Below are 23568 nucleotides of genomic sequence, written 5' to 3'. Positions count from 1 at the left end.
GATTCCACCATGCCACCGGTCCGGGCTCTTCGGCGGCCCGGGGCGGGATCACCCGTCCCACCCAAGACGCTCATGCCGCTCGGCACAAGGGGGCGAAGCGGGGCGTTCCCGGGCGGTCATCCGGCCGTCCGCGGCATGTCCAGGCACTTTCCCCCGGCGTTCTCCCTGGGCGAAAAATCTGTTGCACCGGTGATCCGGCATCACTCACGATGCCTGCGTGAGCACGACAAGAACGGCCGCGCGGCGCGCGGTCACGGCGCGTACGGGGGTCGCGCCGTGAGCGCGCGCCTGCGCGGTATCGCTCAGCAGACCGAGCAGATCGTCGCCGCGGGGGTCTACCGCGCGCCGGACGGGCGCGAGGTCTCGATCGCGGCGGAGCTGCGGGCGGCGCGCGAGGGCACGCGCCTGTACGGGCCGGAACCGGTGCCGGTGCCCGCCGATCGGGTGACAGGGGTGCGGGCGCCGCTGTTCGAGGTCACGGGCGAGAGCAGCCTGGAGGCCGCCCGCCGGCTGCACGGCCATGTTGTGCCTCGCCGCTCAGCGGCCCCTGTGGGACTCGGCGGGCAGGTGGCCGTGCTGAATTTCGCATCGGCCCGCAATCCCGGCGGCGGTTATCTCAACGGCGCCCAGGCCCAGGAGGAGGCCCTGTGCCGGGCCTCCGCGCTGTACACCTGCCTCCTCGAGGCCCGTGCCTTCTACGACCACCACCGGGCCCACCGCGATCCGTTCTACACGGACCGTGTCATCCACTCACCGGCCGTTCCCGTCTTCCGCGACGACCGGGGTGGTCTGCTGCCCGAGCCGTACACCGCCGGCTTCCTGACCTCTCCCGCGCCCAACGCGGGCGTCGTGCACCGCACGGCGCCCGAACGGGCCGCCGAACTGCCGCGTGCCCTTGCGGCCCGCGCCGAACGCGTCCTGGAGACCGCCGCGGCAAACGGCTACCGCCGGCTCGTCCTGGGCGCCTGGGGCTGCGGGGTGTTCCGCAACGACCCCGCGCAGGTGGCGGAGGCGTTCCGGGCGTTGCTGGCCCCCGGCGGCCGGTTCGCACAGGCCTTCGAGCATGTGGTGTTCGGGATCCTGGACCGGACACGGGACCGTGCGGTGCTGGGCGCCTTCGAGAAGACGTTCAGCTCCAGCCGTAGCGCTCCTGCAGCCGACGCCTGACCAGGTTGAACCGCATGCGGTCCAAGGCGCAGGCCTCCCGGCGCATGCCGTCCTCGTGCAGGCGCAGCACCCGGTCCGCATCGACCCACGAGTCGCGGCCCGTGCGGTCCCACGGCCCGCTGCCGATCGGCACCCACTCCAGGTCGCCGTCATGCCGCTTGCTGGACAACGGCACGGCCAGGAAGGTGCCGCCGGCCTCGCGGGCGACCACCAGCACCGGGCGGTCCTTGCCCCGGCCGTCGTTCTCCTCGTAGGGCACCCACGTCCAGACGATCTCTCCGGGGTCCGGGTCTCCGTCGTGCGCGGGGGAGTACTCCGTCCGCACCCGGCCCACCTCGCGCGGGTCGGCCTGGACGGTGGCGGAGGGGCCGTGACGGCCGGGGACGTTCTCTTCGGCAAACGTGCTCACGGGGGCACCTTAGAGGCTGCCCCCGTGAGTCACACCCGGCGGGTCACTTGTCGTCCACCGGCACCTTCCGCGACTGACCGTTGAGCGACGAGGCGCCCTGCGCTGCCTGCCCGTCGCGGTCCATCGAGGCGAGCAGCTGACGGGCGAGGCCCAGCCCCGTGCCGCCCATGGTCAGCGCCTTGGCGAACATGTCCGCCATGCCGTCGGCGCCGTTCAGCAGCACCATGTTGTCGACGTTGCCGAACGCGGACGCGCCGGCCTTCACGATCTCCGGCCAGTTCTCGGCGAGTTGCTGGGCGACGACGGCCTCCTGGTTCTCGGCCAGGGCGGCGGCGCGGGCCTTGATGGCCTCCGCCTCCGCGAGGCCCTTGGCCTTGGCCGCCTCGGCCTCCGCCAGACCCCTGGCCTGCGCCGCCGCCGCCTCGGCCGCACCGGTGGCCCGGGTCGCCTGCGCGGCCGCCTCGCCCCGCGCCTTGGTCGCCTCGGCCTCGGCCCCCGCTGCCGCCTTGACGCGGGTCGCCTCGGCGGCAGCGGCCAGCTCCGTCTCCTTCGCCTGTGCCTGCGCCGACGAGATCCGCGCGTCGCGGTCGGCCTCGGCCAGGGTGCGCGTCTCGTAGGCCGCCGCGTCGGCGGGCTTGCGGACGTCCGCCTGGAGCTGTTGCTCGCGCCGGTGCGCCTCCAGCTCCGCGACCCGTGTCTCCTGGACGACGACCTCCTGCCGGGCACCGGCCTCGGCGAGCGGCCCGGCCTGCCGGGCCTCGGCGGCCGCCTTGTCGCGCTCGGCCTGATAGCCGGCCTGGAGGATCTCGCTGTCCCGGGTCGCCTCCGCCATCCGGGCGAACGACTGCTGCTCGGCCTCGGTGGCCAGCCGGTTCGCCTCCGCCTGCGCGATGCGTGCGTCGCGCTGCACGGCCGCCGCGTGCGGCATGGCCAGGTTCTGGATGTACCCGGTCGGGTCCTCGATCTCGTGGATCTGCAGCGAGTCCACGATCAGGCCCAGCTTCTCCATCTCGGTGCCGCACGCGGCCCGCGTCTGGCCGGTGAGCTTCTCCCGGTCCCGGATCATCTCCTCGACCGTCAACCCGCCCACGATGGACCGCAGATGACCGGCGAAGACGTTGTGCACCCGCTCCGACATCAGCTTCTGCTGGTCGAGGAACCGGCGGGCCGCGTTCGCGATCGACACGAAGTCGTCGCCCACCTTGAAGATGACCACGCCCCGCACCTTCAGCGGAATGCCCTGGTGGGTCACGCAGTCGACCTGGAGTTCCGTCTCGTTCAGGTCGAGCGAGAGCTTGCGCACCGCCTGCACCCCGGGCATCACGAGCGTCCCGCGTCCGGTGACGATGCGGAACCCCATGCCCTCCTCGATGCCCTCCGTGCGGTGCTTGGACCCCGAGATGATCAGTGCCTCGTTGGGTTCGGCGACCCGCCACATGAGCTTGAACAGACCGATCAGAACGAGGACGGCGGCAACCGCCACCCCCGCAACGACGCCGACGACCATCGGCATTCGCCCCCTTTGCATGGTGCCCTCTCGGCACCGAACGAAGGGGAGTGTGCTCCTCGTCGGAGCCCGGGTACAGACACCGGCGCATCCTTGGCCGAACCTTGACGCCTACGGCCCTCACCTGCGTCGCAGCGGGCTCAACTGTCGTACGCCGCCGTGACGTAGACGGTCCTCGGGGGCAGGTGTTCGACCACCATCACGACCGTGCCCGTCTCGATCCGGTCCCCCGCGGAAGCCGGATGGGCGAGGAAGTGCTCGGCGCCGCCGCGCACCCGGACGATCACCTCGCCGACCAGCCCGGGCCCGACCGTTCCGGTGACCCGTCCCATGAGCCCGACCATCGACGCGTCCGCCATGAGGACAGCGTACGGGCGCTCAGGCGGCGGCGGAACGTGCCGTGACCGGATGCGACGGCCACTTCTCGGCCCAGCGCAGCTCCGCCTCCAACTGCGCGGCCACCTGCACGAGAAGCGGCTCGCTGTTCGCCGGGCCCAGCAACTGCGCGCCGACCGGCAGTCCGTCCGGGGTGAATCCGGCGGGCACGTTGACGCCGGGCCAGCCCAGCACGTTCCACGGCCAGGCGTACGGGCAGGCGGCGATCATCGCCCGGTCGGTGGCGAAGCCGCTGAGGTCGAGCAGGGCGCCGATGCGCGGCGGGGGAGCGGCGGTCGTCGGCGCGAGGACGACGTCGTAGGAGGTGAAGAACCCGCCGATGCGCCGGTGCAGCACGGCTTCCGCGCGCCGGGCGGCCCGCAGCGGGGCACCGCCGAGCAGCCGTCCCAGCCGGGCCGCACCCCGGGTGCGCCGGTCCAGGAGCGCCGGGAAGGGCGCTTCGCCCACGCGTTCGGCGATCCCGGCCGTGGCGCGCGGCACGAAGGTCAGCCCGATCTGCCCGTACGGCGGGTCCGCCTCCTCCACGAAGTGCCCCGACGCGGCGAGCCGCTCGGCCAGTTCGACGACCCGCGCCCGTACCTCGGGCAGGAGCCGGGCGGGCACCGCCGTGAAGGGCGGCTTCAGGGAGAGCGCGATGCGCAGCCGCCCGGGGTCACGGCCGACGACCCCGGACAGGTCGAGGGCCGGGGGCTGATGCGGGTCCTGCGCGTGGTTGCCGCTCGCCGCGTCCAGCAGCAGGGCCGCGTCGGCGACCGTGCGGGCCAGGGTGCCGTTGACGGTGATGCCCTGGAAGGACTCGCCGCGCGGCCAGGTCGAGACTCGGCCGCGCTGCGGCTTGATGCCGATCAGATGCGTCCACGCGGCCGGGATCCGCACCGAGCCGGCACCGTCCGAGCCGAGCGCGGCGGGCACCAGACCGGCGGCGACCGCGGCGGCCGACCCTCCCGAGGATCCGCCGGGCGTGTGCTCCGTGCTCCACGGGTTGCGGGTGGCGCCGAAGGCGGGCCCTTCGGTGAAGGGCCACTGCCCGAACTCACAGGTGTTGGTCTTGCCGACGATCACGGCCCCGGCCGCGCGCAGCCGCCGCACCGCCTCGCCGTCCTCGGCGACCGGCGGGAACTCCCCGCAACAGCCGAACGCGGTCGGCTCACCGGCCACGTCCATGTCGTCCTTCACCGCGACGGGGACGCCGAGCAGCGGCCGGTGCGCGCGCTCGGAGGGCAGGTCCCGGACGGAGGCCGCTGCCAGCTCCCGGTCCGCGGCGTCGGCCTCGGCGAGCGCGGCATCGGCCCGGACGATCCGGAAGGCGTTGAGGCTGCCCTGCGTCGCCTCGATCCGCGCCAGCGTCCGCTCCACCAGCGCCCGCGACGTCACCTCCCCGGCGGCCAGTGCACGGGCGGTCTCCGCCAGGCCTTCGGAACGGTCGAGCGTCATACGGACACCTCCGGAAGCGGCTTCTCTACCGAACGGTAACGTCCGGTGGTCGGTGGCGGAATGCCGATGACGGGAGTGGAAGTTCACCATCGGCCACACCCCTCCTCACTGGGCGCATCGGCACCTGCTCAAACCATTGACGCACCTTCGCCCCGCCCTTACCTTTCGAGCCCCTACGTCTGATCGAGTTGCCGAACTCTGTTCGGTATATCGAATCCCGGTTTCTCAGGGAGAGCCGCCGTGACCCCACACCCCGCCGTCCCGTCCCGCCGTGCCCTGCTGCGTGCCCTGGCCGCCGTGCCCGCCTCGGCCGCCCTGCTCGGCGAAGCCCCCGGGCTGCTCGGCAGCGCCCTGGCCGCCGCACCCCCGAACGGCTCGGCCACCCGCTACACCATTGTGCCCTTCCTCAACAGCAACGACGGCACGGTCAACGTCTACCAGTCGGACGACGCCACCGACTTCCGGCTGCTGCGCTCCTCCGCGTACACGCCGCCCGCGAACCGGATCCGCGACGCCAGCGTCATCCGGCACACCGACGGCTACTACTACGTCACCTACACCACGCACACCTGGCAGGACCCCAGCACGACCATCGGCTTCGCCCGCAGCTCCGACCGCGTCAACTGGACGTTCCTGTACGACTACACCGTGCCGATCGCGGGCCTGTCCCGCGCCTGGGCGCCCGAGTGGTTCGTCGACAGCGACGGCAGCGTGCACGTCATCGTGTCCTGCTCCACCACGAACGATGAGTGGATCTTCACGCCGTACCTGCTGAGAGCCACGAACTCGGCCCTGACGGCGTGGAGTTCACCGGTCGTCCTCTCCGGCATCGGCGCCAACCACATCGACACCTTCATCGTGAAGACCGGCTCGACGTACCACGCCTTCCCCAAGAACGAGACGACGAAGTACATCGAGTACGCCACCGCCTCCAGCCTCGCGGGCCCTTACACGATCCGCCGGACGGGCGACTGGGCGGGCTGGGGCAGCTACCGCGAGGGCCCGGCGCTCGTGCAGCTCGACAACGGCGGCTGGCGGATGTTCTTCGACGGCTACGGCGACGGGAACTACTACTACAGCGACAGCCGCGACACCTTCGCCACCTGGACGGCACCGGTCGCACTGCCCGCGATCTCAGGCACGGCCCGGCACTTCACGGTGGTCAAGGAGACGGTGGCGGGCGGCCCGAGCCTGGCCCGGAACATCACGCGCTCCTTCCGCTCGGCCAACTACTCGACCCGCTACTGGGAGCAGCAGTCCTCGCTGCTCAACCTGCCCGTCGTCACCACCTCCAGCACCACCGCAGAGAAGCAGGCCGCCACCTTCACGGTCGTCGCCGGCCTCGCCGACGGCAGCGGCTACTCCTTCCGGGACGCGGCCGGCAAGTACCTGCGCCACTGGGACTTCCGCGCCCGCTTCGACACCGACGACGGCACGAGCACCTTCGCGAAGGACGCCACGTTCTTCCTCCGCGCCGGCGCGTCCTCGGGCTCCGTCCGCTTCGAGTCGTACAACTATCCCGGGTACTACCTGCGCCACTACGCCTACCAGCTCCGCGTGGAGCGCTCCGACGGGACGGACCTGTTCCGGCAGGACAGTTCGTTCGTGCCGGTGACGGCCTGGGCGTAGGGCGGGCACGGAGAAGCCGGGCCGCCACGGTCGCCCGTGGGGCCCGGCCGGAGGGGGGTCAGCGGGTGAAGGTGACCCGGTGCTCCTTCAGGGAGCCGCAGTTGGAGCCGTACACCTGCACGTACGTGTTGGCGATGCTGCCGCCCCAGTCCACGCAGTGGCCCTTGCCGTAGACGTACGTCGGTCCGGCGTACGACGTGAACAGGCCCTCGTCGTAGTGGCTCTCCTCGGTGTCCGGGACGGAGACCCAGGCGGACATGTTCACGGCCTTGCCCGGGTTGTTGCGGATGGTCGTGACGCAGTTCTGGCCGTTGGAGGCGTTGTAGGTCAGGTAGACGGTCCCCAACGAGCCGACCTTCGCCGAGTTGACCGTCGTGTAGCCGCTGCCGCAGACCTTCTGCGGAGTGGTGTTGGGCGCGGCCGAGGCGGGCGACGCCAGGGCGGTCATGGTGCCCATGGACAGTGCCGCCACGGCGGACGCGGCCAGGATGGAACGGGTGAATCGCATATTTCCCCCTTGCAACTCTTCGAGATGGTTGCTCCTGCATGGTGTGACCCTCGGGGTATCGAAAGGGTTGTGCGTCAGTTCGCAGGAAAATCAGGGGAGTTGAGGGCGAGCACGTGTGGAGTCCCGCGCGGCGACCGCGGGTGCCCCAGCGTTCCCCGACTCCGGCTCGCTTACTCGCCGGCCTCTCATGGCACACGCGAGATCCAGAAGATCTGTGCAGGGGTGTCACATCGGCTGCACACCGTCCTTCCAAAGTCTCGTTAGCGTTACGGCTCGATCCCACGTGCGAACGTGACCAGGCGCGGCCGGCGAGCCGCCGGAACAGCCAGATCGGGAAAACCACACATGGACTACTGCTCCTCGTGCCGTCGGCACCTCAACGGCGCCTTGGTCTGCCCGGGGTGCGGCGCCTACGCCCCGGACATCGACCCCGCCGCCATCGGCGGCCGTACCGCCTCGGCCCCCGCGCCGGCGGTGGCCCCCGTACGCGCCGTGGCCTCCGGTGGACCGGTCGTCTGGGACCACCCGGCCACCTGGCACGACGGGACCGTGTGGGACGAGATCCCCGCGCGCACGCAGGAGGGCCCCGGCTCCGGCTCGTCCGACGGGTACGACGCCCCGGACACGGACGCGGACGCGGACACACACACGGACGCGGCCGAGGGGTACGAAGCCCGGCCGCAGGGACGGGCGGCCCGGCGCCGCCAGATGGCCCGCTGGAAGAAGAACCAGCGCAGGGCCGTGGTGGCGACGGCGGTCGCGCTCGTGGGAGGCGGTCTGACCGTCGCCGCGATGAACGGCAACGCCAAGCCCGGCGTGCAGGCGGCCGCGACGCCGGAGGACACGACCATGGGCGGCGCCGCGGGGGAGGTGCCGACGTACGCCGAACCGACGTCGCGCAAGGACGACACCCCGCGCGCCGCGTCCACCCCCACGACCCCGTCGCACGCCGACCGCGCCTCGCGCCACCAGCGGTCCCGGGCCGCCGACCCCCGCACCACGCCGTCGGACACCCGCACGGAAGCCGCCGCCGCGCCCCGCGAGCTGCCGCTGACGACCGCGCCCCGCAAGACCGTCACGGACACCGTCGACACGGCCACCGGCACCTCGGGTTCGTCCGCGTCGCAGGCCACCGAGCCGACGACACCGCCGGCCGCCGGGTCCGGCTCCGACGCCCAGCAGCCGACGTCCCCTTCGACCCCCCCGCCCGCGTCGACCACCCCGCCCGAGACGTCTCCCGCCGACACGAAGCCGAAGGAACTCTGCCTCCTGGTCATCTGCCTCGGCTGACAGGCACCTCCCACGGCCGAGCGAACGCGGCCACCGACGCGGGGCGCCCACGCGGTCGCCGCAGACCGGTGGCCGCGTGCAGCCGCCCTTCGTACCGTCGGGCACATGGCTGACGAGTGCTTCCGGCGTCCGGGGCTCGCCGCGGTGTACGACCGGCTCGGCCCCGACCGCCGCGGCCTCGACCCGTGCCTGCGCACGGCGGAGGAGACCGGGGCCCGGCATGTCCTCGACATCGGCTGCGGAACAGGGGTGTTCGCGCTGCTGCCGGCCGGAGGCGGCATCGAAGTCGCCGGCGTCGATCCCGCCCGGGCGCCCCTGGACGTGGCGCGCGGCAAGCCGGGTGGCGAGCGGGTGCGGTGGATCCACGGCGACGCGACGACCCTGCCGCCCCTCACCGTCGACCTCGCGACGATCACGGGCAACGCCGCCCAGGAGATCACCGGCCCGGAGGACTGGCAGCGGACCCTGCAAGGCATCCGGGCGGCGCTGCGGCCCGGCGGGCGCCTGGTGTTCGAGCCGCGGATACCGGCCCGTCACGTCTGGGAGGAGTGGAACCGCGAGGCCACGTACGGCGTGACAGAGATTGCCGGGGCCGGCGCCGTCGAGTCCTGGGGCGACCTGCTCGACGTCAGCGGACCGCTGGTGACGTCCCGGTGGACCTATGTGTTCGCCGCGGACGGGCAGACGCTGACGTCGGACTCGACGCTGCGCTTTCGCGAGCGCCAGGAGGACGAGGCGGCGCTCGCAGCGCAGGCCGATGTGCTGGAGGACGTACGTGACGCACCGGACCGGCCGGGCCGGGAGTTCGTGTTCGTCGCGCGGCGCCCGGAAACCGCCCGCCGGGGCGCCCCGCCGACTCCGCGGCACATGGAGGCCGACCGTACAATCCTCGCGACCAAATCGGGGGCGACATCAGCGGGGGAGTCCGCGTGGAAACGATCATCGTGCAGTTGCCCGGTACCGCCCAGTGGGGTGAGGTGGAGACGGGCAGTCCCGAACTGATCCACCTGGGGCCGGGGGACATCGCGGACTTCGGACGCGGCGGGGCGGGGGTCCGTATCGTCCTGCCCGACCCGGGGATCTCCCGCCGGGCCGGGCAACTGGAGGCAGCGGGGGACTACTGGCGGCTGTCCAACTTCAGCCGCAGCGTGTCGTACGTGGTCGAGAACCTGGAGGGGGCCGGCGAGTACCTCACCGTCGCACCCGGGCGGCTCGGGGCGCCCGTGCCCTTCGAGTTCTCCCGCGTGGTGCTGCCCGCACTGTCCGGCACCGCCACGTTCAAGGTGTTCGCGCCCCAACACGCCTATCTCGGCGAGCAGTCCGTGCCGGGCGGCGGCGAACAGACCGTCCACCCCTTCGCCCTGGACCCGACGTCGAAGTACTTCCTCGTCCTGGTGGCCCTGTGCGAACCCCGGCTGCGCGACCCCTCCGACTCGGCGCTGCCCGGCGTCGGGCAGATCGTGGAGCGGCTGCGGCCGCTGGAGTCCTGCCGGGACCTGACACGCTCCGCGGTCAACTACCACATCGACTACCTCGCCTTCGCCAAACTGCGCCTGGACCTCGGCGAGGAGGCCGCGGCCGCGACCGACGGCGGACGCACCGGCGCCAAGCGCACCCGGCTCGCCTCCGTCGCCCTGCGCTTCGGGCTGGTCCGCGAGGAACACCTCGGCCTGCTGCCGCCCCGCGGCGCCGCACGCCTCGCCGACCCGCAGGAGGCCGGCGCGTGACGACGTCCGAGGAGCGTGACGACGAGCTCGAAACACCCCGCCCGCCCCGACTCCCGGAGGGCTTCCGCATCGAGGGCTGGGAGGTCGGTGCGGTCATCGGCTCCGGCGGCTGGGGAACGGTGTACGAAGCCCGTGCGGCCGCCGACGGCACTCCCGCCGCGGTGAAGGTGCTCCCGACCGGCTCCCTCGGGCCCGGGCAGCGTGCCGCGCTCGGTGAACTCGTGGCGCGCGAGGTCCGGTTCAGCGAGGAGGCGGACCACCCCCACCTCGTCCGCACCCACGCCGTCTGCACCGTCGAGGCACCGGAGCTGCCCGCCCTGGACGGCGCGATCGCGCTGGTCATGGACCGGGCCGAGGCCAGTCTCAAGGACGTACTGGATGCCGCCGAGACGGGCGGGCCGATCGCGGACGCCGACCGTGTTCTGCGCGGGGTCGCCGCCGGACTGGCCCATATGCACGACGCCGGGTGGGTGCACGGCGACCTCAAGCCCGCCAACGTCCTGCTGGGCGCGGGCGGCCGGGTATGGCTGGCGGACTTCGGCCTGGCCGCCGAACTCGACGGCACCCACGCCCACTTGCCCCCGCTCGGCACCCTGGACCATCTGCCCCCCGAGTGGTGGTCCCAGCGCACCGGCACCCAGGGCGCCGTCGTCCGGCCCACCGCCGACATCTGGGCCTTCGGCGTCCTCGCCCACCAGGTCCTCGCCGGCGGGCTCCATCCGTTCCCGGGTGCGACGGCCCGGGCCCGCTCGCTCGCCGCCCAGGCCTACGCCCGCGGCACCGCACCCCTGCGGCTCGACGCCGGCCTCGACGAGGACATGCGCCGGCTGATCGCGGACTGCCTGGCCCCGGATCACGCCGCCCGGCTCCCGCACACGGCCGACGGCGTCGCCGCCCGGGTCGATGCCATCACGGTCGGTCCGCACCGGCGCCGAAGACGCCTGGTGCCCGCCGTCGCGGCCGGGCTCGTCGTGCTGACCGCCGCCGCGGTCGCCGGTGCGGCCCTCCTCGGGGGAGACGGCGGCACCCAGGACGACGAACGCGACCACGTCACCCCCACCGTCACCGGCACGCCGGCCGGTGAGATCCCCGAGGACTCCGACGTACCCGAGGCACTGCGCCCCGTCATCGCCCGCGCGGCCCACCGCTGCACCGACGAGGAGATCACGCCCGCCCTGCTCGCCGCGCTGATCAAGGCCGAGAGCAACTTCGACCCGAAGGCCTCCCGCCCGCAGAGCGAGGAGTACGGCATCGCCATGTGGACGCCGTCGGTGTTCCGCGCCTGGGCGGTGGACGGGGACGGTGACGGCGACAAGGACCACATGTCGCCGCCGGACGCGATCTCCACCATGAGCCTGTACGTGTGCTGGCTCGACCAGCGCTTCAAACAGGCCGGGCTGCCGAAGAAGGACCTGCCCGCGCTCGTTGCGGCCGGCTACCGCACCAGCGACCGTACGGTCATCGAGGAGCGCGGCGTACCGGAGCGGGTGAAACCGCACGTGGACAAGGTGATGGGCTACCTCGCCGAGTACGAGCGCTGACCCGTGCCGAGCACGAGCGCTGACCCGTACGACCGCGAGCGCTGACCCGTACGACCGCGAGCGCTGACCCGTACGACCGAGAGCGCTGACCCGTACGACCGCGAGCGGTGGGCGGGGCCGCAGCCCTGCCCACCGCTCGTCCCCCGTTCCCGTCACGGCCGCTACGCGGCGCACTCCGGGACGTTCGGCAGCCGGTTGTCCGGCGAGCTGATGTAGATGTTGGAGATGTAGCCGCCGTACTGGGGCAGATAGGCCCACCACTCGTTGGTGTACGGCGGCACATTGACCACTTCGCCACGGACCTGGCAGCCCACCAGCACCTCGACTCCGGCGGGCAGCTGCGTCATCCGGTCACCGCCCGTGGCCGGCCCCCTGCGGACGTTCACGAACTCGCCCCAGGTGCCGAACCAGGTCCCGGCGGGCCGCTTCGCCCCCGGCACGTTCAGCGAGCGCGTCAGCCGCCCGATGTCGGTGTACGCCTTGCCGTACGAGGTGCCGACCGGGTGCAGCGTCAGCACGGCCACGATCGAGCGGTCGTTCGCGCCCACCGTGCCGGTGGAGTGCAGCGCGGGACGGGAGAGGTCCACGGCCGCGGCGGCCCGGGGAGCCGGGGCGGCCGACTCCGCCCGCACTCCCGAGGACGCGGCCTGAGAGCCGCAGGTGCCCTTTGCGTACTTCCCGGACCAGCCCTGCTTCACCGCCCAGGGCTTGTCGAACGCCCCGGCGATGCCGAAGTGCTGGTCGAAGTGGTCGGTGGCCGAGCAGCGGGTGGAGCGGCGCAGGTTGTCCATGATGAAGTCACGGACGGGTGCGGGCGCCCTCTCCAGGATGTACCGGTAGATCGCCACGGTGTCCCGCGCGGAGACGGCGGTGTAACCCCAGAAGCCCGGGTAGCCGGCGGGCGGTGGCGCCGTGTCGCGCAGACCGAGCTCGGTCCGGCCGGTCATCCGCTTGATGATCGCCGAGCCGCCGTACGTCGACCAGTAGTGGTCGGCGGCGTCGTCGTCGCTGCCGCGCAGCATCGGCTCCAGCCGGGCGCGGTCGGCCGGCGGGATGGTGTAGTCGGGCCCGCGGTCCCACAGGAAGTCCAGGGTCAGCAGGAGCTTGACGACCGACGCGGACCGGAACTGCGCGCTGTCGTCGACCTGTTCGGTGAACCTTCCGGCTTCACGGTCGTAGACGGCCACACCGGCGGTGACACCGGGCGGGATCTGGGCGGCCGCGGAGGCCCGGACGGTCCCGGCGGCCTCGGCGGCCCTGCCCGTCCGCGGGTGTGCCGCCGCACCGCTCGTGAGTGACGCGACCGTCACGACGGCCGCGAGCGCGGCCGCGCCGCGCAGGAGCATGCGCATGGTTGCCCTTCCTGGATCGCCCGAGTGGTCCTACGGGGCCTTGGCCCGCGGCGCCACGATAGGAGTCCGGGCGCGGCCGGCGGTCCTGACGAATGTCAGGGCCCGTGGCGAGCACGGCGACCTGCGGCTTCGACCCTGATAAGTGTCAGGTGTCGGCGGTGCGGTGACGCCCCGTACGGTCACGATCAGCGAGCGACGGCCGGCCGGGGGCCGGTCGCCGCGCACGACCGCATCACCCGCCGACACACGAAAGAGGGTTCATGAGCCGCCGATCACTCTCGACACTGCTGGCCGCGGGGGGCGCCGCCGCGGTGATGGCGCTCCTTCCGACCACCGCCCAGGCCCAGCCGTTCTCGGGCGGCAACTACGGGCTGTACGGGCAGGAGGGGCAGTACCCCACCACCTCGTTCTGCTCGGGCACGTTCCGGCAGATCGGTGCCACCAAGTACTTCGAGGGCATGGCTCTGAAGTACTTCTACTCCGACAAGTGCGGCTCGTTCGCCCGGATCGAGAACTCCCGGCCCGGCTGCGCGGCCGTACTGCAGCGCTCCGACAGCGGCGCGGGCCGCAACGACGGCTGGGTCTCCGAGACCGTCGACTCCGGCATCAACTACGCCTACACGCAGATGGGCAACAACCTCAACGGCCGCGTCTCGCGCGCCCTGCTCTCGTGCGACGGCCACGACCTGGTGAACACCGGCTGGTACTGAGCCGCCCGACTCGCCCAACGGGGGCGGCCGGTACGCCGGCCGCCCCTTCGGCGCGCACACGTCTGCGGCGGGCCACCGGGAAACCGGTGACCCGCCGCAGACGTGTGGAGGGTGCGGTGCGTCAGCAGTCCGGGACGCCGGCGATCTTCTCGCCGCCCCGGATGTACAGGTTGTTCACCCAGGCGATGTCGCTGCCCGAGAACTCCATGACAGCGGTCCACCAGTTGTTGGTGCCGACCGCCGGGTCGTGCACGGTCTGGCCCTGCTTCTGGCACAGGGCGTCGCCCCACCACTGCGAACGCACCGCGAGCCGCGGGGAGTCGGTGGTCGGCTGCTGGCGCAGGTTGACGTCGGTGGCCCAGATGTAGACGTCGGTGAGGGTCGGATCGCCATTGTCGGCCGCGGCGGCCGGGGCCGCCTGAGCCGTGGTGGCGAGGCCGCCGACGGCGAGAGCGGTCACCGCGAGGCCCATGGCGGCACGGCTGATCAGTCGCTTCATATGTCTGTCCCCCGAAGGACGATGGTGTGGCCGGAAGCGGTCCTGTTTCCGGGTCCGCAGCGCCCGGGAAGGGCTGCTTGCCGACGTTCAGAACTGTAGGGAGACCCGGAGCCACACGGTCCTGACAATTGTCAGGACCGGCCGGGACAGCAGCGCGCGGTGCCGGCCCGGCCGGCAGCCTGCGAACACGGCCGAAAACCGCTCGACGACCTCCACGACCGCTGTCTACGATCCACCGCGCGGCATCGCGTGCCGGTCACCGGCCGGGTGAGGCATGGAGGCGCCGCCGAGATGCCCGTGGAGGCATTCAACCGTGTCAGTCGAGTTCAACCACACCATCGTCCTGTCCAAGGACCGGGAGAAGTCCGCTCATTTCCTCGCCGAGATCCTGGGACTCGAGGTCGGGGCACCGACGGGGGTGTTCCTACCCGTGACGACCGCCAATGGCGTCACGCTGGACTTCCTCACCATCGACGCCGACATCCCCATGCAGCACTACGCGTTCCTCGTCTCCGAGGAGGAGTTCGACGAGGCCCTGGCCCGTCTCGTCAGGGCCCGTATCCCCATCCAGGCCGACCCGCACGGCAACCACCCCCGCCGCATCAACCGCAACGACGGCGGCCGGGGCGTCTACTTCCTCGACCCGGCCGGCCACGGCCTGGAGATCCTCACCCGCCCGTACGGAACGGACCCGGCCTCCGAGTTGAACGGTGTCACGGAGGACGTGCCCGGGGCGGTCTGAGCCGCCCCTGCCGGGTCAGCCGCCGTCCGGCTCGACCGCCACGGGGGCCGGTTCACGGCCGGCCCCCGTGGCGTGGTCCCGGCGGGGCAGCAGCAACGGCGTGACCAGCAGCAGAGCGCCCGCCACCGCGATCGCCGCGCGGGGACTCGTCCAGGCGGCCAGTACGCCCCAGAAAGCGGTGACCGCCGCGGTGGTGGCCTTGCCGGTGGCCGACCACGCCGACAGCGTGCGGGTGACCCGGCTCATCGGGGTGCGGTCGAGACGGTGTGTGGCGAGGACCGGGTTGAACACGCCGCAGCAGGCGATCAGGCCGAACTCGACCACCATGACCCAGGCCAGGCCGGGCGCCCCGGAGCCGGTGAAGGCAAGGCCGACCGGCCAGCAGGCCCGCAGCGCCCCTGTCGTGAGCAGGACCCGGTGCCGACCGTGGCGTGCGACGAGGCGCGGGGCCAGCCGGGAGCCGAGCAGGCCGCCGGTGCAGGGCACCGCGAACGCGAGGGCGTACTGCCAGGGCGCGAAGTGCAGGTCGTCCACCATCAGGATCAGGAGCGGGGGAGAGGCCGCCATGATCAGGGAGTTCACCAGGAGCGAGTTGAGGAACAGCGGGCGCAGGACCGGGTCGGACAGGATGTGGCGCCAGCCCTCCAGCACGTCGCCCGCCCGGCGCACCGCGGGGCCCGGTCGTGGGGCGTACTTCTCGGCGTCCCCGATCGCCCGGATGCCGAACGCCGAGACCAGGTGGCTCACCGCGTCGGCCACGACCGTCGTCACCGGACCGAACAGACCGATCGCGGCCCCGCCCAGCGGCGGACCGACCATGCTGGCGGTCCAGGTCGTCGCCTCGAACCGGCCGTTCGCCACGAGAAGGTCCTGCCGCGGCAGCAGGTCCTTGAGAAACGCCCCGGCCGCCGCGTTGAAGGTGATGTCGGCCGCCGCGACGGCCACCGACACCAGCAGCAGCTGGCCGAAGCCCAGCCTGCCGAGCGTGAACGCCACGGGGATGCTCAGCAGCACCACGCACCGGACCAGGTCCGCCGTCATCATCACCGGCCGCTTGCGACGGATCTCCACCCACGGCCCGAGGGGCACCGACACCGCCGCGCCGACCGCCGGTCCCACCGCCGCGAGCAGCGACACCTGCGTCGGCCCGGCGTCCAGCGCCAGGACCGCGATCAGGGCGAACGCGTCGAACGCGAGCCATGTGCCCGCCGTACTGACCGCGTACGCGCCCCACAGCCACCCGAACCGCCGCCCCAGTGACCGTCTGCCCGCCATGTCCGGCGCACTCCCCGCACTCCCGGACAACCTCGCGTTGTCCGGGAGTCATCCAAGCCAGAAGCGGGCGGGCCGGGCAAACAACCAACCACCCCCAGGTCCACAACCAACCGTTGTGACGCGTGGCGGACGGGGTGGAAGCTCAGCGCTGGTACAGCCCCACCAGCGTCCCGTCCGCGAGGCGGCGCTTCTCCACCTCCGCGTGCACCTGGTCCGCGCGCGGCGCGTCGGGCAGGACACACGGTTCGGACAGGGCGTAGAGCCGGAAGACGTAGTGGTGGGCGTCGTCACCGGGCGGGGGGTGGGGGCCGCCCCAGCCGTGCTGGCCGTAGCCGTTGACGAGCTCCGTGCCGCCCGGCGGGCTCTGCCCGGCCTCCACGCCGTCGCTGTGCGGATCGATGCCGACCACGACCCAGTGCGCGAAGGTGCCCGACGGCGCGTCGGGGTCCTCGCACAGCAGGACCAGTTCGGCCGCGTCGTCCGGTATACCGCTCCAGGCCAGCGGCGGAGAGATGTTCGGTCCCTCGTACGCGTACCGGCGCGCGATGAACGAGTGGTCGTTGAACGCGTTGCTGCTGAGTTCGATGCCGGTCATGTGGCCCGGGGTACCCCCGAGGCCCCCGCGGCACACGGTTCGGGACGGATTGCCCCGGGGCACCCGCCGGGGCGAGCCGGAAGGAGACGGAAGAGGGAGGGACGCGACGATGTCTCCCCTGGCAGAAGACCCCGCGGCCGACGTCCGGGAGGACCGGCGGGCCCCCGCCCGCACCGCCCGGCTGCGCCGCCGCATCCCCGAGCCGGACGAGGAACCGGACCTTCTCGGCCAGTACCTCACGCAGATCTCCGCGACCCCCCCTGCTCACCGCCGAGAACGAGGTGCGGCCGGCGCGGCGGGTGGAGACCGGCGTGCGGGCGCTGGAGGAACTGGACCTGGCAGACACGGGCGAACAGCACCTCACGGCCGAGCGGCACCGGGACCTGGAGGAGGCCGCCTGCGACGGGCAGCGGGCCAAGGACCACATGGTTCGGGCCAATCTCCGGCTCGTGGTGTCGATGGCCAAACGGCCCGCCCACCGCGGCCTGCCCCTGCTGGACGTCATCCAGGAGGGCAACCTGGGGCTGATCCGGGCCGTGGAGAAATCCGACCACAGCAAGGGCTTCAAGTTCTCCACGTGAGCCACCTGGTGGATCCGCCGGGCGATCGAACGGGGCCTGGCCGCGCACGCGCGCTCCGTCCGGCTGCCGATGCATGTCGTGGAGCGGCTGCAGAAGATCGCCAAGATCGAGCGGCGGCTGCGACTCGACCTGGAGCGTGAGCCGAGCGTCGGGGAGGAAGATAGGACTCGCTGACCCGGCTGCGGGAGCCGGAGAACCGCGAGCGGCTGGTGGCCTGCGCGGGCTGACCTGCCGGGTGGCCCTCACGTCACGCCGCCGGCGCGGGAACGACCAGCGCCCCGCCGGCCGTCTGCCGCACCCCCACCCCACCGCTGATCCGGTCCAGCGTGGCGCGCAGCCAGGCAGCGTCCTGACGGGACGCGGGCTCGAGGCGCATCCGGCGCGCCCGGAACGGCACCATGCGCAGCCCGGCCAGCCGTCCGCTGTCCGCCTCGACCGACACGAGGAACGCGAGCCGCAGGTCGTCGCGGTACTCCTCGTACCCGGAGATGCCCTCGTAGTCGTCGACGAAGTCACCGCAGCCGTAGAGGATCAGCCGGTCCCGGTACACCTCCAGCGGACGGGGATGGTGCGAGGAGTGCCCGTGCACGACGTCGGCACCACCGTCGATCAGCGCGTGCGCGAAACGGACCTGCTCCCGGGGCACGCGATACCCCCAGTTCGAGCCCCAGTGCACCGACACCACGGTGAGGTCACCACCGGCCCGTACCGGCCGCCGCAGCACGGTGTCGGCCGCACCGGGCGAGAGACGGGGCAGATACGCCACACCCGACCGGTCCGCCGTGGCCGCCCAGCCGGACGGGATGCCGCTGGAGCGCGCCCCGAGGGCGGACACCCGCAGCCGGCGGCCGCCGGGGAGAGGGAGCACCACGGGCGCGTAGGCCTCGTCGGCGTCGCGTCCCGCGCCCGCCGTCCGCAGGCCCGCCCGGGCCAGCGCGTCCAGGGTGTCCAGCAGGCCTCGGCGGCCGAAGTCCAGGACGTGGTTGTTGGCGAGGACGGTCACGTCGGGCCGGGCCACGGCCAGCGCGGGCAGGTTCGCAGGGTGCATCCGGTAGTGGATCTCCTTGCCCGGCGCGAACGTGCCGCCGCCCGTCACGGACGTCTCCAGATTCACGATCCGGGCGTCCGGGGCCGCCTCGTCCAGCACCCGCAGCGCCTCACCCCACGGCCACGACGCGTCCACCGGCACGGGCACCGGCCCGTGCACCGACTCCGCCAGCCGGACGTAGGCCCGGGCGTCCCTGACGTACGCCTCCCGCAGCACCGGATCGCCGGGGTGCGCGAGGATCTGGTCGACGCCGCGCCCGAGCATCACGTCACCGCACAGGAACAGCGTCACGACGCCGCCGCCCACCCCTCCACGGTAGGCGCGGCCGCCCGCCCGCCGGAGCCAGGCGCCGACTTTATGACAGGCGCGGCCCGCCCGCCGGAGTCAGGCGTCGACCGTCACCGCACACGACCACCCGTACGGATCCGGCCCGATCCGCACCTCGTCCCACGCCACCGCCACGGGCACCGAGCCCGTGATCTCCACGTCGTCGATACCGATGACCGCCAGGCGCACGTCCAGGCCGCCGTCCGCCTCGTCCGCCTCCACGTCCACGGGCACCTGCCCGTACGCCTCCAGCCGGAAGATGATCTCGTCCAGCAGCGAGGCGAGCAGGTCGTCGCTGCTCGCCTCGGCCAGCCGCACCCGGTCCACGGCGGTGGGCCGTACCCCGGAGACGTCCGCGAAACACTCGACCATCGCCAGCACCGCCTCCGCCAGACAGTGCTCTCTGCACGCCGCCCACGCCTCGATCCGGATGTCCCCGGGATGCGGCACCGCCCGGTGCCCGGACTCGCCCGGCTGCCGCCCTTGTCCGCCGTCGCTCGTGTCACCGCCCATGAACATCGCCTGCCCGAGGCTCGCCCGCCCATGCGGCCCCGGCGCCGGACGGGTGAATCAGACGGGCTCGTCCGCGAGGTACGGCGGCGCCGGGTCGTACTGGATGCAGCGCCGTACGGCCCGCGCGTGATCCCGGCCGTGCAGCCGCCCGACCAGCCACAACGCGCTGTCGATCCCTGCTGAGACGCCCTGGCTGGTGACCAGGTTGCCGTCGACCACATAGCGGGCGTCCCGGACCACCGTCACGTCCCCGCGCGCCTCCAGGGTGTCCTCCTGGCTCCAGTGCGTGGCCACCCGGCGCCCCCGGGCGGGCCCGGCGGCATGCAGCAGGAACGTGCCGGTGCACACACCGTGCACCCACGCGGCCCGCTCCGCCGTCTCGGCGATCCAGCCGGTGACCACCGGGTTGTGCAGCTGGGTCTCACGCGCGCCCAGCCCGCCCGGCACATGCAGCACGTCCAGCGGCGGATGGTCGTCGAAGGTGTGGTCGGGCAGCACCCGCAGGCCCTTGTTGCAGCGCACGGGGCCGGGGTGCTCGCAGACGAGCACGGCCGTGTCGCCGCCGTCCCGCAGCCGCGCGGAGACGGTGAAGACCTCCCAGGGCCCCACGAAGTCGAGCTCCTCGGCGTCCTCGAAGACCAGCAGGCCGTAGGTCGTCATGGGCTTGTTCCTTCCTCCGAGAGGTCTGCGTGACCGGCCAGGGCTCCGGTCGTGGAGCGGAACCTGGCGCGGTAGTCCGCCGGCGCGACACCGAGCCGGCGGTGGAACGTGCGGCGCAGGGTCTCGGCGGTGACGAAGCCGCAGCGCCGGGCGATGGCCTCGACCGGTTCGTCCCCGCCCGTCAGCGCCCGCTGGGCCGCCTCGACGCGCACCCGCTCGACGTACGCCGCCGGCGGCACGCCGACTTCGGCGGTGAAACGGCGCTGAAGATGACGCGGGCTCAGCCCGGCGTGCGCGGCGAGACCCGCGATATCGTGCCGGGCACCGGGATCGGCGTGGATCGCGCCGACGGCCGCCCGCACCGGGTCCGTCGCCGGCTGCCGCGACCACAGAGCCACGCTGAACTGCGACTGCCCGCCCGGGCGGCGCAGGAACAGCACCAGCCGGCGGGCCACCTCGTGCGCGACGTCCCGGCCGAGGTCGTCCTCCACGAGAGCGAGCGCCAGATCCATCCCGGCCGTCACCCCGGCCGACGTCCACACCCGCCCGTCCCGCACGAAGATCGGGTCGCAGTCCACGCGCACCTCGGGATTCTCCCGGGCCAGCTGCTCCTCACGCGCCCAGTGCGTGGTGACCCGCCGCCCGTCCAGCAGGCCGGCCGCCGCCAGCAGGAACACCCCGCTGCACACCGAGGCCACCCGCCGGGCTGTCGCCGCCGCGGCCGCGACCCACGCGACGAGTGCCTCGTCCTCCCGGGCCCGGTCGACGCCCCGGCCGCCGACCACCACGAGGGTGTCCGTACCCGCCGGGTCGAGGTCCGTCACGCCGTGCGCGGCGTGCATGACCAGCCCGCTCACCGACCGGACCGGCCCCGCCCGGGTCGCCACCACCTCACAGGCGTATGCGCCCGCGCTGTGGAACACCTCGTGCGGTCCGGTGAGGTCGAGCGGCTGGAAACCGTCGAAGACGACGAAGACGATACGGCGATCGGTCACGCCCTCACGCTCCATCGGCGTGGGGCACGGCGTCAACGACACGCATCCCACAGATCGCGCCATGGGAGGTCCACCGCGGCGTGGGTACCACGGGAGGCGGGGGAGAGCGGGAACCGGGGGAGAGGAGGCTGACGATGAACTCCCGGACGGTCACCCTGCCCGCCGACGGAGCGGACCTCACCGGCGACCTGGCCCTGCCGCCGGACGCCCGCGCGGTCGTGCTGTTCGCGCACGGCAGCGGCAGCTCCCGGCACAGTCCCCGCAACCGCGAGGTCGCCGCCGGCCTGCGCACCGCGGGGCTCGGCACCCTGCTGATCGACCTGCTCACCGAGGAGGAGGAACACCAGGACGCCGTCACCGCCGAACTCCGTTTCGACATCCCCCTGCTGGGCCGCCGGCTGGTCGCCGCCCTCGACTGGCTGGCGCGGGAGCCCGGCACCTCTGACCTGCCCGTCGTCCTGTTCGGTGCCAGCACCGGCGCGGGCGCCGCCCTGGTCGCCGCCGCGCAACGCCCCGACCGGGTACGGGCGGTCGTCTCGCGTGGTGGGCGGCCCGACCTGGCCGGGGACGCCCTGGACGCCGTACGGGCCCCGGTGCTGCTGATCGTGGGCGGCCGGGACACGCACGTGCTGCGGCTCAACGAGGAGGCGGCTCGACGGCTGCCCGTCCCGCCCACTCTCCACGTGGTGCCCGGCGCCACCCACCTCTTCGAGGAACCGGGCGCGCTCGACCAGGTCACCGAGGCGGTCCGGCAGTGGTGCGACGAGCGGATACGGGCCGCCACGGGCCGGTGAGCGGGCGGCGCGCTTCGTCCTGCGGGCCCGGGGGTACGCGGGAGCCGGGGCGGGGGTGCGCGGGAGCCGGACCGCCCGGGGCCCTCTTTCGTGCGGGAGGCGGAGGTGACCGTCATGCGGTTCCGTGATCGCCGGCAGGCCGGTGAGGAACTGGCCGAACCACTGCGCATCCGGCAGCGCGAAGGGCGGCTGCCCGATCCCCTCGTCCTCGCCCTGCCCCGCGGCGGAGTCGCCGTGGCCCGCGAAGTGGCCGCCGCGCTGGACGCCCCGCTCGACGTGCTCGTCGTACGGAAGATCGGGGCGCCCTACCAGGAGGAGCTCGGCGTCGGCGCGATGGCCGGGGACGAGGTGCCGCTCCTCGACGAGGAGGCCCTGCGCCACCTCGGTATCGGCGAGGCCGCGCTCGCCCCCGTCATCGAGCGGGAGCGCGCCGAACTGCGGCGCCGTGAGGGGCTGTACCGGCAGGGCCGACCCGCTCCGGACCTGCGCGGACGGACCGTGATCGTCGTCGACGACGGCCTTGCCACCGGCTCCACGGCCCGGGCCGCGCTGCGCTTCGTACGCCGTCAGGCGCCCGGGAAGGTGCTGCTGGCGGTGCCAGTGTGCTCCCCGGAGGGAGCCGAGTCGATGCGCGCCGAGGCCGACGAGGTGGTCTGCCTGCACCGGCCGGCCGCGTTCATGGCGGTGGGCCTCTGGTACGAGAACTTCGACCAGCTGACGGACCAGGACGTCCTGGAGGCGTTGCACGTGCAGCTTTGACGGAATGTTCACCTGACAGGAGTGGCGGAAATCGGCCACGGCGGACCAGGATGTGCCTTCCCCACACCTGCATCAGGAGCAACAAGTGAACGTCTCGCTGTCCGTGTGGCTGCTGACCGTGGCAGCCCTGTGCGTGCTGGTCGCCGTCGACTTCTTCGTCGGCCGCAAGCCGCACGACGTGTCCGTCAAGGAAGCCGGGACGTGGACGGTGGTGTGGGTCGTCCTGGCCGTGCTGTTCGGGCTGGGGCTGTGGTACTTCGGTGGGAGCGGGCCCACGGGCGAGTTCTTCGCCGGGTACATCACCGAGAAGTCACTCAGCGTCGACAACCTCTTCGTGTTCGTCCTGATCATGGGCAAGTTCGCGGTGCCCTCGCAGTACCAGCAGCGGGTGCTGATGATCGGTGTCCTGATGGCCCTGGTGCTGCGGGCCGTGTTCATCGCGGCCGGCGCGGCGATCATCTCCACCTTCTCCTGGGTGTTCTACCTCTTCGGGGCCTTCCTGATCTGGACCGCCTGGAAGCTGGTCCAGGACGCGCGCAAGGACCAGCACGAGGAGGAGTACCAGGAGAACAAGCTGCTGAAGATGGCGGAACAGCGTTTCGGCGTGGCCGACCGTTATCACGGCACGAAGCTGTTCATCACCGAGAACGGCAAGCGGATCATGACCCCGATGCTGGTCGTGATGCTCGCGATCGGCTCCACCGACGTGCTGTTCGCCCTCGACTCCATTCCGGCCATCTACGGCCTGACGCAGGACCCGTACATCGTCTTCACCGCGAACGCCTTCGCCCTGATGGGCCTGCGTCAGCTGTACTTCCTCATCGGCGGTCTGCTGAAGAAGCTGGTCCACCTCTCCTACGGCCTGTCGATCATCCTCGGCTTCATCGGCGTGAAACTGGTGCTGCACGCCCTTCACGAGTCGGGCGTCCACGTCCCCGAGATCGGCATCCCGTTCTCGCTGGGCTTCATCGTGCTGGTCCTGGCGGTCACGACGGTCACGAGCCTGCGCGCGTCGAGGCGGCAGGAGGCCGAGGCGCAGGCGGCGGCGGAGGCTGAACCGGCCGCGGAGGCGGAGGCCGGCTAGACCTCGGGGTGGGGGGCTCGCCGTCG

Annotated in this window: 23 protein-coding genes and 2 pseudogenes; 12 read left to right on the top strand and 13 right to left on the bottom strand. The window is 72.7% G+C overall.

The window, feature by feature from the left end:
- Positions 1-276: 276 nt before the first annotated feature.
- Entirely contained in the window at positions 277-1167 is an 891-nt protein-coding gene (locus BJ965_RS03460) for a TIGR02452 family protein (RefSeq protein ID WP_184907291.1), read from the top strand.
- Here the strand turns inward: BJ965_RS03460 and BJ965_RS03455 are convergent.
- The 4 genes from BJ965_RS03455 to BJ965_RS03440 form a co-directional block, all read right to left on the bottom strand.
- Entirely contained in the window at positions 1130-1576 is a 447-nt protein-coding gene (locus BJ965_RS03455) for a type II toxin-antitoxin system PemK/MazF family toxin (RefSeq protein ID WP_184907290.1), read from the bottom strand. The two genes, BJ965_RS03460 and BJ965_RS03455, sit on opposite strands and share 38 nt — an antisense overlap.
- 43 nt (positions 1577-1619) lie before the next feature.
- The gene (locus tag BJ965_RS03450; protein ID WP_184907289.1) at positions 1620-3089 is read right to left on the bottom strand and encodes an SPFH domain-containing protein; all 1470 of its coding nucleotides are present in this window, start codon (positions 3087-3089) and stop codon (positions 1620-1622) included.
- 134 nt (positions 3090-3223) lie between these two features.
- Positions 3224-3442 (bottom strand): hypothetical protein, encoded by a 219-nt coding sequence (locus BJ965_RS03445; protein ID WP_030851196.1) that lies wholly within the window; start codon positions 3440-3442, stop codon positions 3224-3226.
- A 19-nt stretch (positions 3443-3461) separates the two neighbouring features.
- Positions 3462-4913, bottom strand: coding sequence for an amidase (locus BJ965_RS03440; RefSeq protein WP_184907288.1), 1452 nt, complete (start codon positions 4911-4913; stop codon positions 3462-3464).
- A 240-nt stretch (positions 4914-5153) separates the two neighbouring features.
- Here BJ965_RS03440 and BJ965_RS03435 point away from each other — a divergent pair, with 240 nt between their 5' ends.
- A complete protein-coding gene (locus tag BJ965_RS03435; RefSeq protein WP_184907287.1) occupies positions 5154-6542 on the top strand; it encodes a glycoside hydrolase family 43 protein in 1389 nt (462 codons plus the stop codon).
- 58 nt (positions 6543-6600) lie between these two features.
- Here BJ965_RS03435 and BJ965_RS03430 read toward each other — a convergent pair whose 3' ends face one another.
- A complete protein-coding gene (locus BJ965_RS03430; protein ID WP_184907286.1) occupies positions 6601-7050 on the bottom strand; it encodes a spore-associated protein in 450 nt (149 codons plus the stop codon).
- A 345-nt stretch (positions 7051-7395) separates the two neighbouring features.
- Between BJ965_RS03430 and BJ965_RS03425 the strand changes: the two genes are divergently transcribed.
- The 4 genes and pseudogenes from BJ965_RS03425 (at position 7396) to BJ965_RS40085 (ending at position 11608) form a co-directional block, all read left to right on the top strand.
- Positions 7396-8340, top strand: coding sequence for an SCO2400 family protein (locus BJ965_RS03425; RefSeq protein ID WP_184907285.1), 945 nt, complete (start codon positions 7396-7398; stop codon positions 8338-8340).
- A 105-nt stretch (positions 8341-8445) separates the two neighbouring features.
- Positions 8446-9168, top strand: a pseudogene (locus BJ965_RS03420) (class I SAM-dependent methyltransferase); the annotation flags it as partial.
- A gap of 101 nt (positions 9169-9269) precedes the next feature.
- Complete coding sequence (locus tag BJ965_RS03415; protein ID WP_184907283.1) at positions 9270-10067, top strand: FHA domain-containing protein; 798 nt, start codon at positions 9270-9272, stop codon at positions 10065-10067.
- On the top strand, positions 10064-11608 hold the full coding sequence (locus BJ965_RS40085; protein WP_184907282.1) for a serine/threonine-protein kinase: 1545 nt from the start codon (positions 10064-10066) through the stop codon (positions 11606-11608). The genes BJ965_RS03415 and BJ965_RS40085 overlap by 4 nt, the downstream gene beginning before the upstream one ends.
- 161 nt (positions 11609-11769) lie before the next feature.
- Here the strand turns inward: BJ965_RS40085 and BJ965_RS03405 are convergent, their stop codons facing one another.
- Positions 11770-12960: an SH3 domain-containing protein gene (locus BJ965_RS03405; RefSeq protein WP_184907281.1), complete on the bottom strand. Its 1191-nt coding sequence runs from the start codon at positions 12958-12960 to the stop codon at positions 11770-11772.
- 260 nt (positions 12961-13220) lie between these two features.
- Here BJ965_RS03405 and BJ965_RS03400 point away from each other — a divergent pair, with 260 nt between their 5' ends.
- Positions 13221-13670 carry a hypothetical protein gene (locus tag BJ965_RS03400; RefSeq protein ID WP_184907280.1) on the top strand — a complete coding sequence of 150 codons (450 nt, stop codon included), beginning with the start codon at positions 13221-13223 and terminating at the stop codon, positions 13668-13670.
- A gap of 121 nt (positions 13671-13791) precedes the next feature.
- On the opposite strand, the gene BJ965_RS03395 is transcribed toward BJ965_RS03400, so the two are convergent.
- Positions 13792-14169 (bottom strand): peptidase M23, encoded by a 378-nt coding sequence (locus BJ965_RS03395; RefSeq protein ID WP_184907279.1) that lies wholly within the window; start codon positions 14167-14169, stop codon positions 13792-13794.
- Between the two features lie 313 nt (positions 14170-14482).
- Between BJ965_RS03395 and BJ965_RS03390 the strand changes: the two genes are divergently transcribed.
- Positions 14483-14911: a VOC family protein gene (locus BJ965_RS03390; RefSeq protein WP_184907278.1), complete on the top strand. Its 429-nt coding sequence runs from the start codon at positions 14483-14485 to the stop codon at positions 14909-14911.
- 15 nt (positions 14912-14926) lie between these two features.
- On the opposite strand, the gene BJ965_RS03385 is transcribed toward BJ965_RS03390, so the two are convergent.
- Together BJ965_RS03385 and BJ965_RS03380 are read right to left on the bottom strand one after the other, a co-directional pair.
- Complete coding sequence (locus BJ965_RS03385) at positions 14927-16186, bottom strand: MFS transporter (RefSeq protein WP_184907277.1); 1260 nt, start codon at positions 16184-16186, stop codon at positions 14927-14929.
- A gap of 142 nt (positions 16187-16328) precedes the next feature.
- A complete protein-coding gene (locus BJ965_RS03380; RefSeq protein ID WP_184907276.1) occupies positions 16329-16781 on the bottom strand; it encodes a YbhB/YbcL family Raf kinase inhibitor-like protein in 453 nt (150 codons plus the stop codon).
- Positions 16782-16890: 109 nt separating this feature from the next.
- Between BJ965_RS03380 and BJ965_RS03375 the strand changes: the two are divergent.
- Positions 16891-17518, top strand: a pseudogene (locus tag BJ965_RS03375) (sigma-70 family RNA polymerase sigma factor); the annotation flags it as partial.
- Positions 17519-17609: 91 nt separating this feature from the next.
- Here the strand turns inward: BJ965_RS03375 and BJ965_RS03370 are convergent.
- The 4 genes from BJ965_RS03370 to BJ965_RS03355 all read right to left on the bottom strand — a co-directional run bounded on the left by BJ965_RS03370 (position 17610) and on the right by BJ965_RS03355 (position 20905).
- Positions 17610-18716, bottom strand: a complete 1107-nt coding sequence (locus BJ965_RS03370) for a CapA family protein (RefSeq protein WP_184907275.1) — start codon at positions 18714-18716, stop codon at positions 17610-17612.
- A gap of 78 nt (positions 18717-18794) precedes the next feature.
- Positions 18795-19250: an archease gene (locus tag BJ965_RS03365; protein WP_184907274.1), complete on the bottom strand. Its 456-nt coding sequence runs from the start codon at positions 19248-19250 to the stop codon at positions 18795-18797.
- 57 nt (positions 19251-19307) lie between these two features.
- A complete protein-coding gene (locus tag BJ965_RS03360) occupies positions 19308-19910 on the bottom strand; it encodes a DJ-1/PfpI family protein (protein WP_184907273.1) in 603 nt (200 codons plus the stop codon).
- Positions 19907-20905: a GlxA family transcriptional regulator gene (locus tag BJ965_RS03355; protein ID WP_184907272.1), complete on the bottom strand. Its 999-nt coding sequence runs from the start codon at positions 20903-20905 to the stop codon at positions 19907-19909. The genes BJ965_RS03360 and BJ965_RS03355 overlap by 4 nt, the downstream gene beginning before the upstream one ends.
- 134 nt (positions 20906-21039) lie before the next feature.
- On the opposite strand from BJ965_RS03355, the gene BJ965_RS03350 reads away from it, so the two are divergent.
- From BJ965_RS03350 to BJ965_RS03340, 3 genes are all read left to right on the top strand, one after another.
- Positions 21040-21699 carry a dienelactone hydrolase family protein gene (locus BJ965_RS03350; RefSeq protein ID WP_184907271.1) on the top strand — a complete coding sequence of 220 codons (660 nt, stop codon included), beginning with the start codon at positions 21040-21042 and terminating at the stop codon, positions 21697-21699.
- 114 nt (positions 21700-21813) lie between these two features.
- On the top strand, positions 21814-22458 hold the full coding sequence (locus tag BJ965_RS03345; RefSeq protein WP_184907270.1) for a phosphoribosyltransferase: 645 nt from the start codon (positions 21814-21816) through the stop codon (positions 22456-22458).
- Between the two features lie 85 nt (positions 22459-22543).
- Positions 22544-23542: a TerC family protein gene (locus BJ965_RS03340; RefSeq protein ID WP_184907269.1), complete on the top strand. Its 999-nt coding sequence runs from the start codon at positions 22544-22546 to the stop codon at positions 23540-23542.
- Positions 23543-23568 lie beyond the last annotated feature (26 nt).

The sequence above is a fragment of the Streptomyces luteogriseus genome (genome assembly GCF_014205055.1).
In the GTDB taxonomy this organism is placed as follows: Bacteria; Actinomycetota; Actinomycetes; order Streptomycetales; family Streptomycetaceae; genus Streptomyces; species Streptomyces luteogriseus.
This window is presented reverse-complemented; position numbering and strand designations above follow the sequence as displayed.

Bases quoted from the DNA above. Each gene is read 5' to 3' on its own strand.
- BJ965_RS03450 (WP_184907289.1), bottom strand. From the start codon at position 3,089: ATGCCGATGGTCGTCGGCGTCGTTGCGGGGGTGGCGGTTGCCGCCGTC.
- BJ965_RS03430 (WP_184907286.1), bottom strand. From the start codon at position 7,050: ATGCGATTCACCCGTTCCATCCTGGCCGCGTCCGCCGTGGCGGCACTG.
- BJ965_RS03350 (WP_184907271.1), top strand. From the start codon at position 21,040: ATGAACTCCCGGACGGTCACCCTGCCCGCCGACGGAGCGGACCTCACC.
- BJ965_RS03440 (WP_184907288.1), bottom strand. From the start codon at position 4,913: ATGACGCTCGACCGTTCCGAAGGCCTGGCGGAGACCGCCCGTGCACTG.
- BJ965_RS03365 (WP_184907274.1), bottom strand. From the start codon at position 19,250: ATGGGCGGTGACACGAGCGACGGCGGACAAGGGCGGCAGCCGGGCGAG.
- BJ965_RS03345 (WP_184907270.1), top strand. From the start codon at position 21,814: ATGCGGTTCCGTGATCGCCGGCAGGCCGGTGAGGAACTGGCCGAACCA.
- BJ965_RS03380 (WP_184907276.1), bottom strand. From the start codon at position 16,781: ATGACCGGCATCGAACTCAGCAGCAACGCGTTCAACGACCACTCGTTC.
- BJ965_RS03395 (WP_184907279.1), bottom strand. From the start codon at position 14,169: ATGAAGCGACTGATCAGCCGTGCCGCCATGGGCCTCGCGGTGACCGCT.
- BJ965_RS03445 (WP_030851196.1), bottom strand. From the start codon at position 3,442: ATGGCGGACGCGTCGATGGTCGGGCTCATGGGACGGGTCACCGGAACG.
- BJ965_RS03405 (WP_184907281.1), bottom strand. From the start codon at position 12,960: ATGCGCATGCTCCTGCGCGGCGCGGCCGCGCTCGCGGCCGTCGTGACG.
- BJ965_RS03385 (WP_184907277.1), bottom strand. From the start codon at position 16,186: ATGGCGGGCAGACGGTCACTGGGGCGGCGGTTCGGGTGGCTGTGGGGC.
- BJ965_RS03425 (WP_184907285.1), top strand. From the start codon at position 7,396: ATGGACTACTGCTCCTCGTGCCGTCGGCACCTCAACGGCGCCTTGGTC.
- BJ965_RS03400 (WP_184907280.1), top strand. From the start codon at position 13,221: ATGAGCCGCCGATCACTCTCGACACTGCTGGCCGCGGGGGGCGCCGCC.
- BJ965_RS03360 (WP_184907273.1), bottom strand. From the start codon at position 19,910: ATGACGACCTACGGCCTGCTGGTCTTCGAGGACGCCGAGGAGCTCGAC.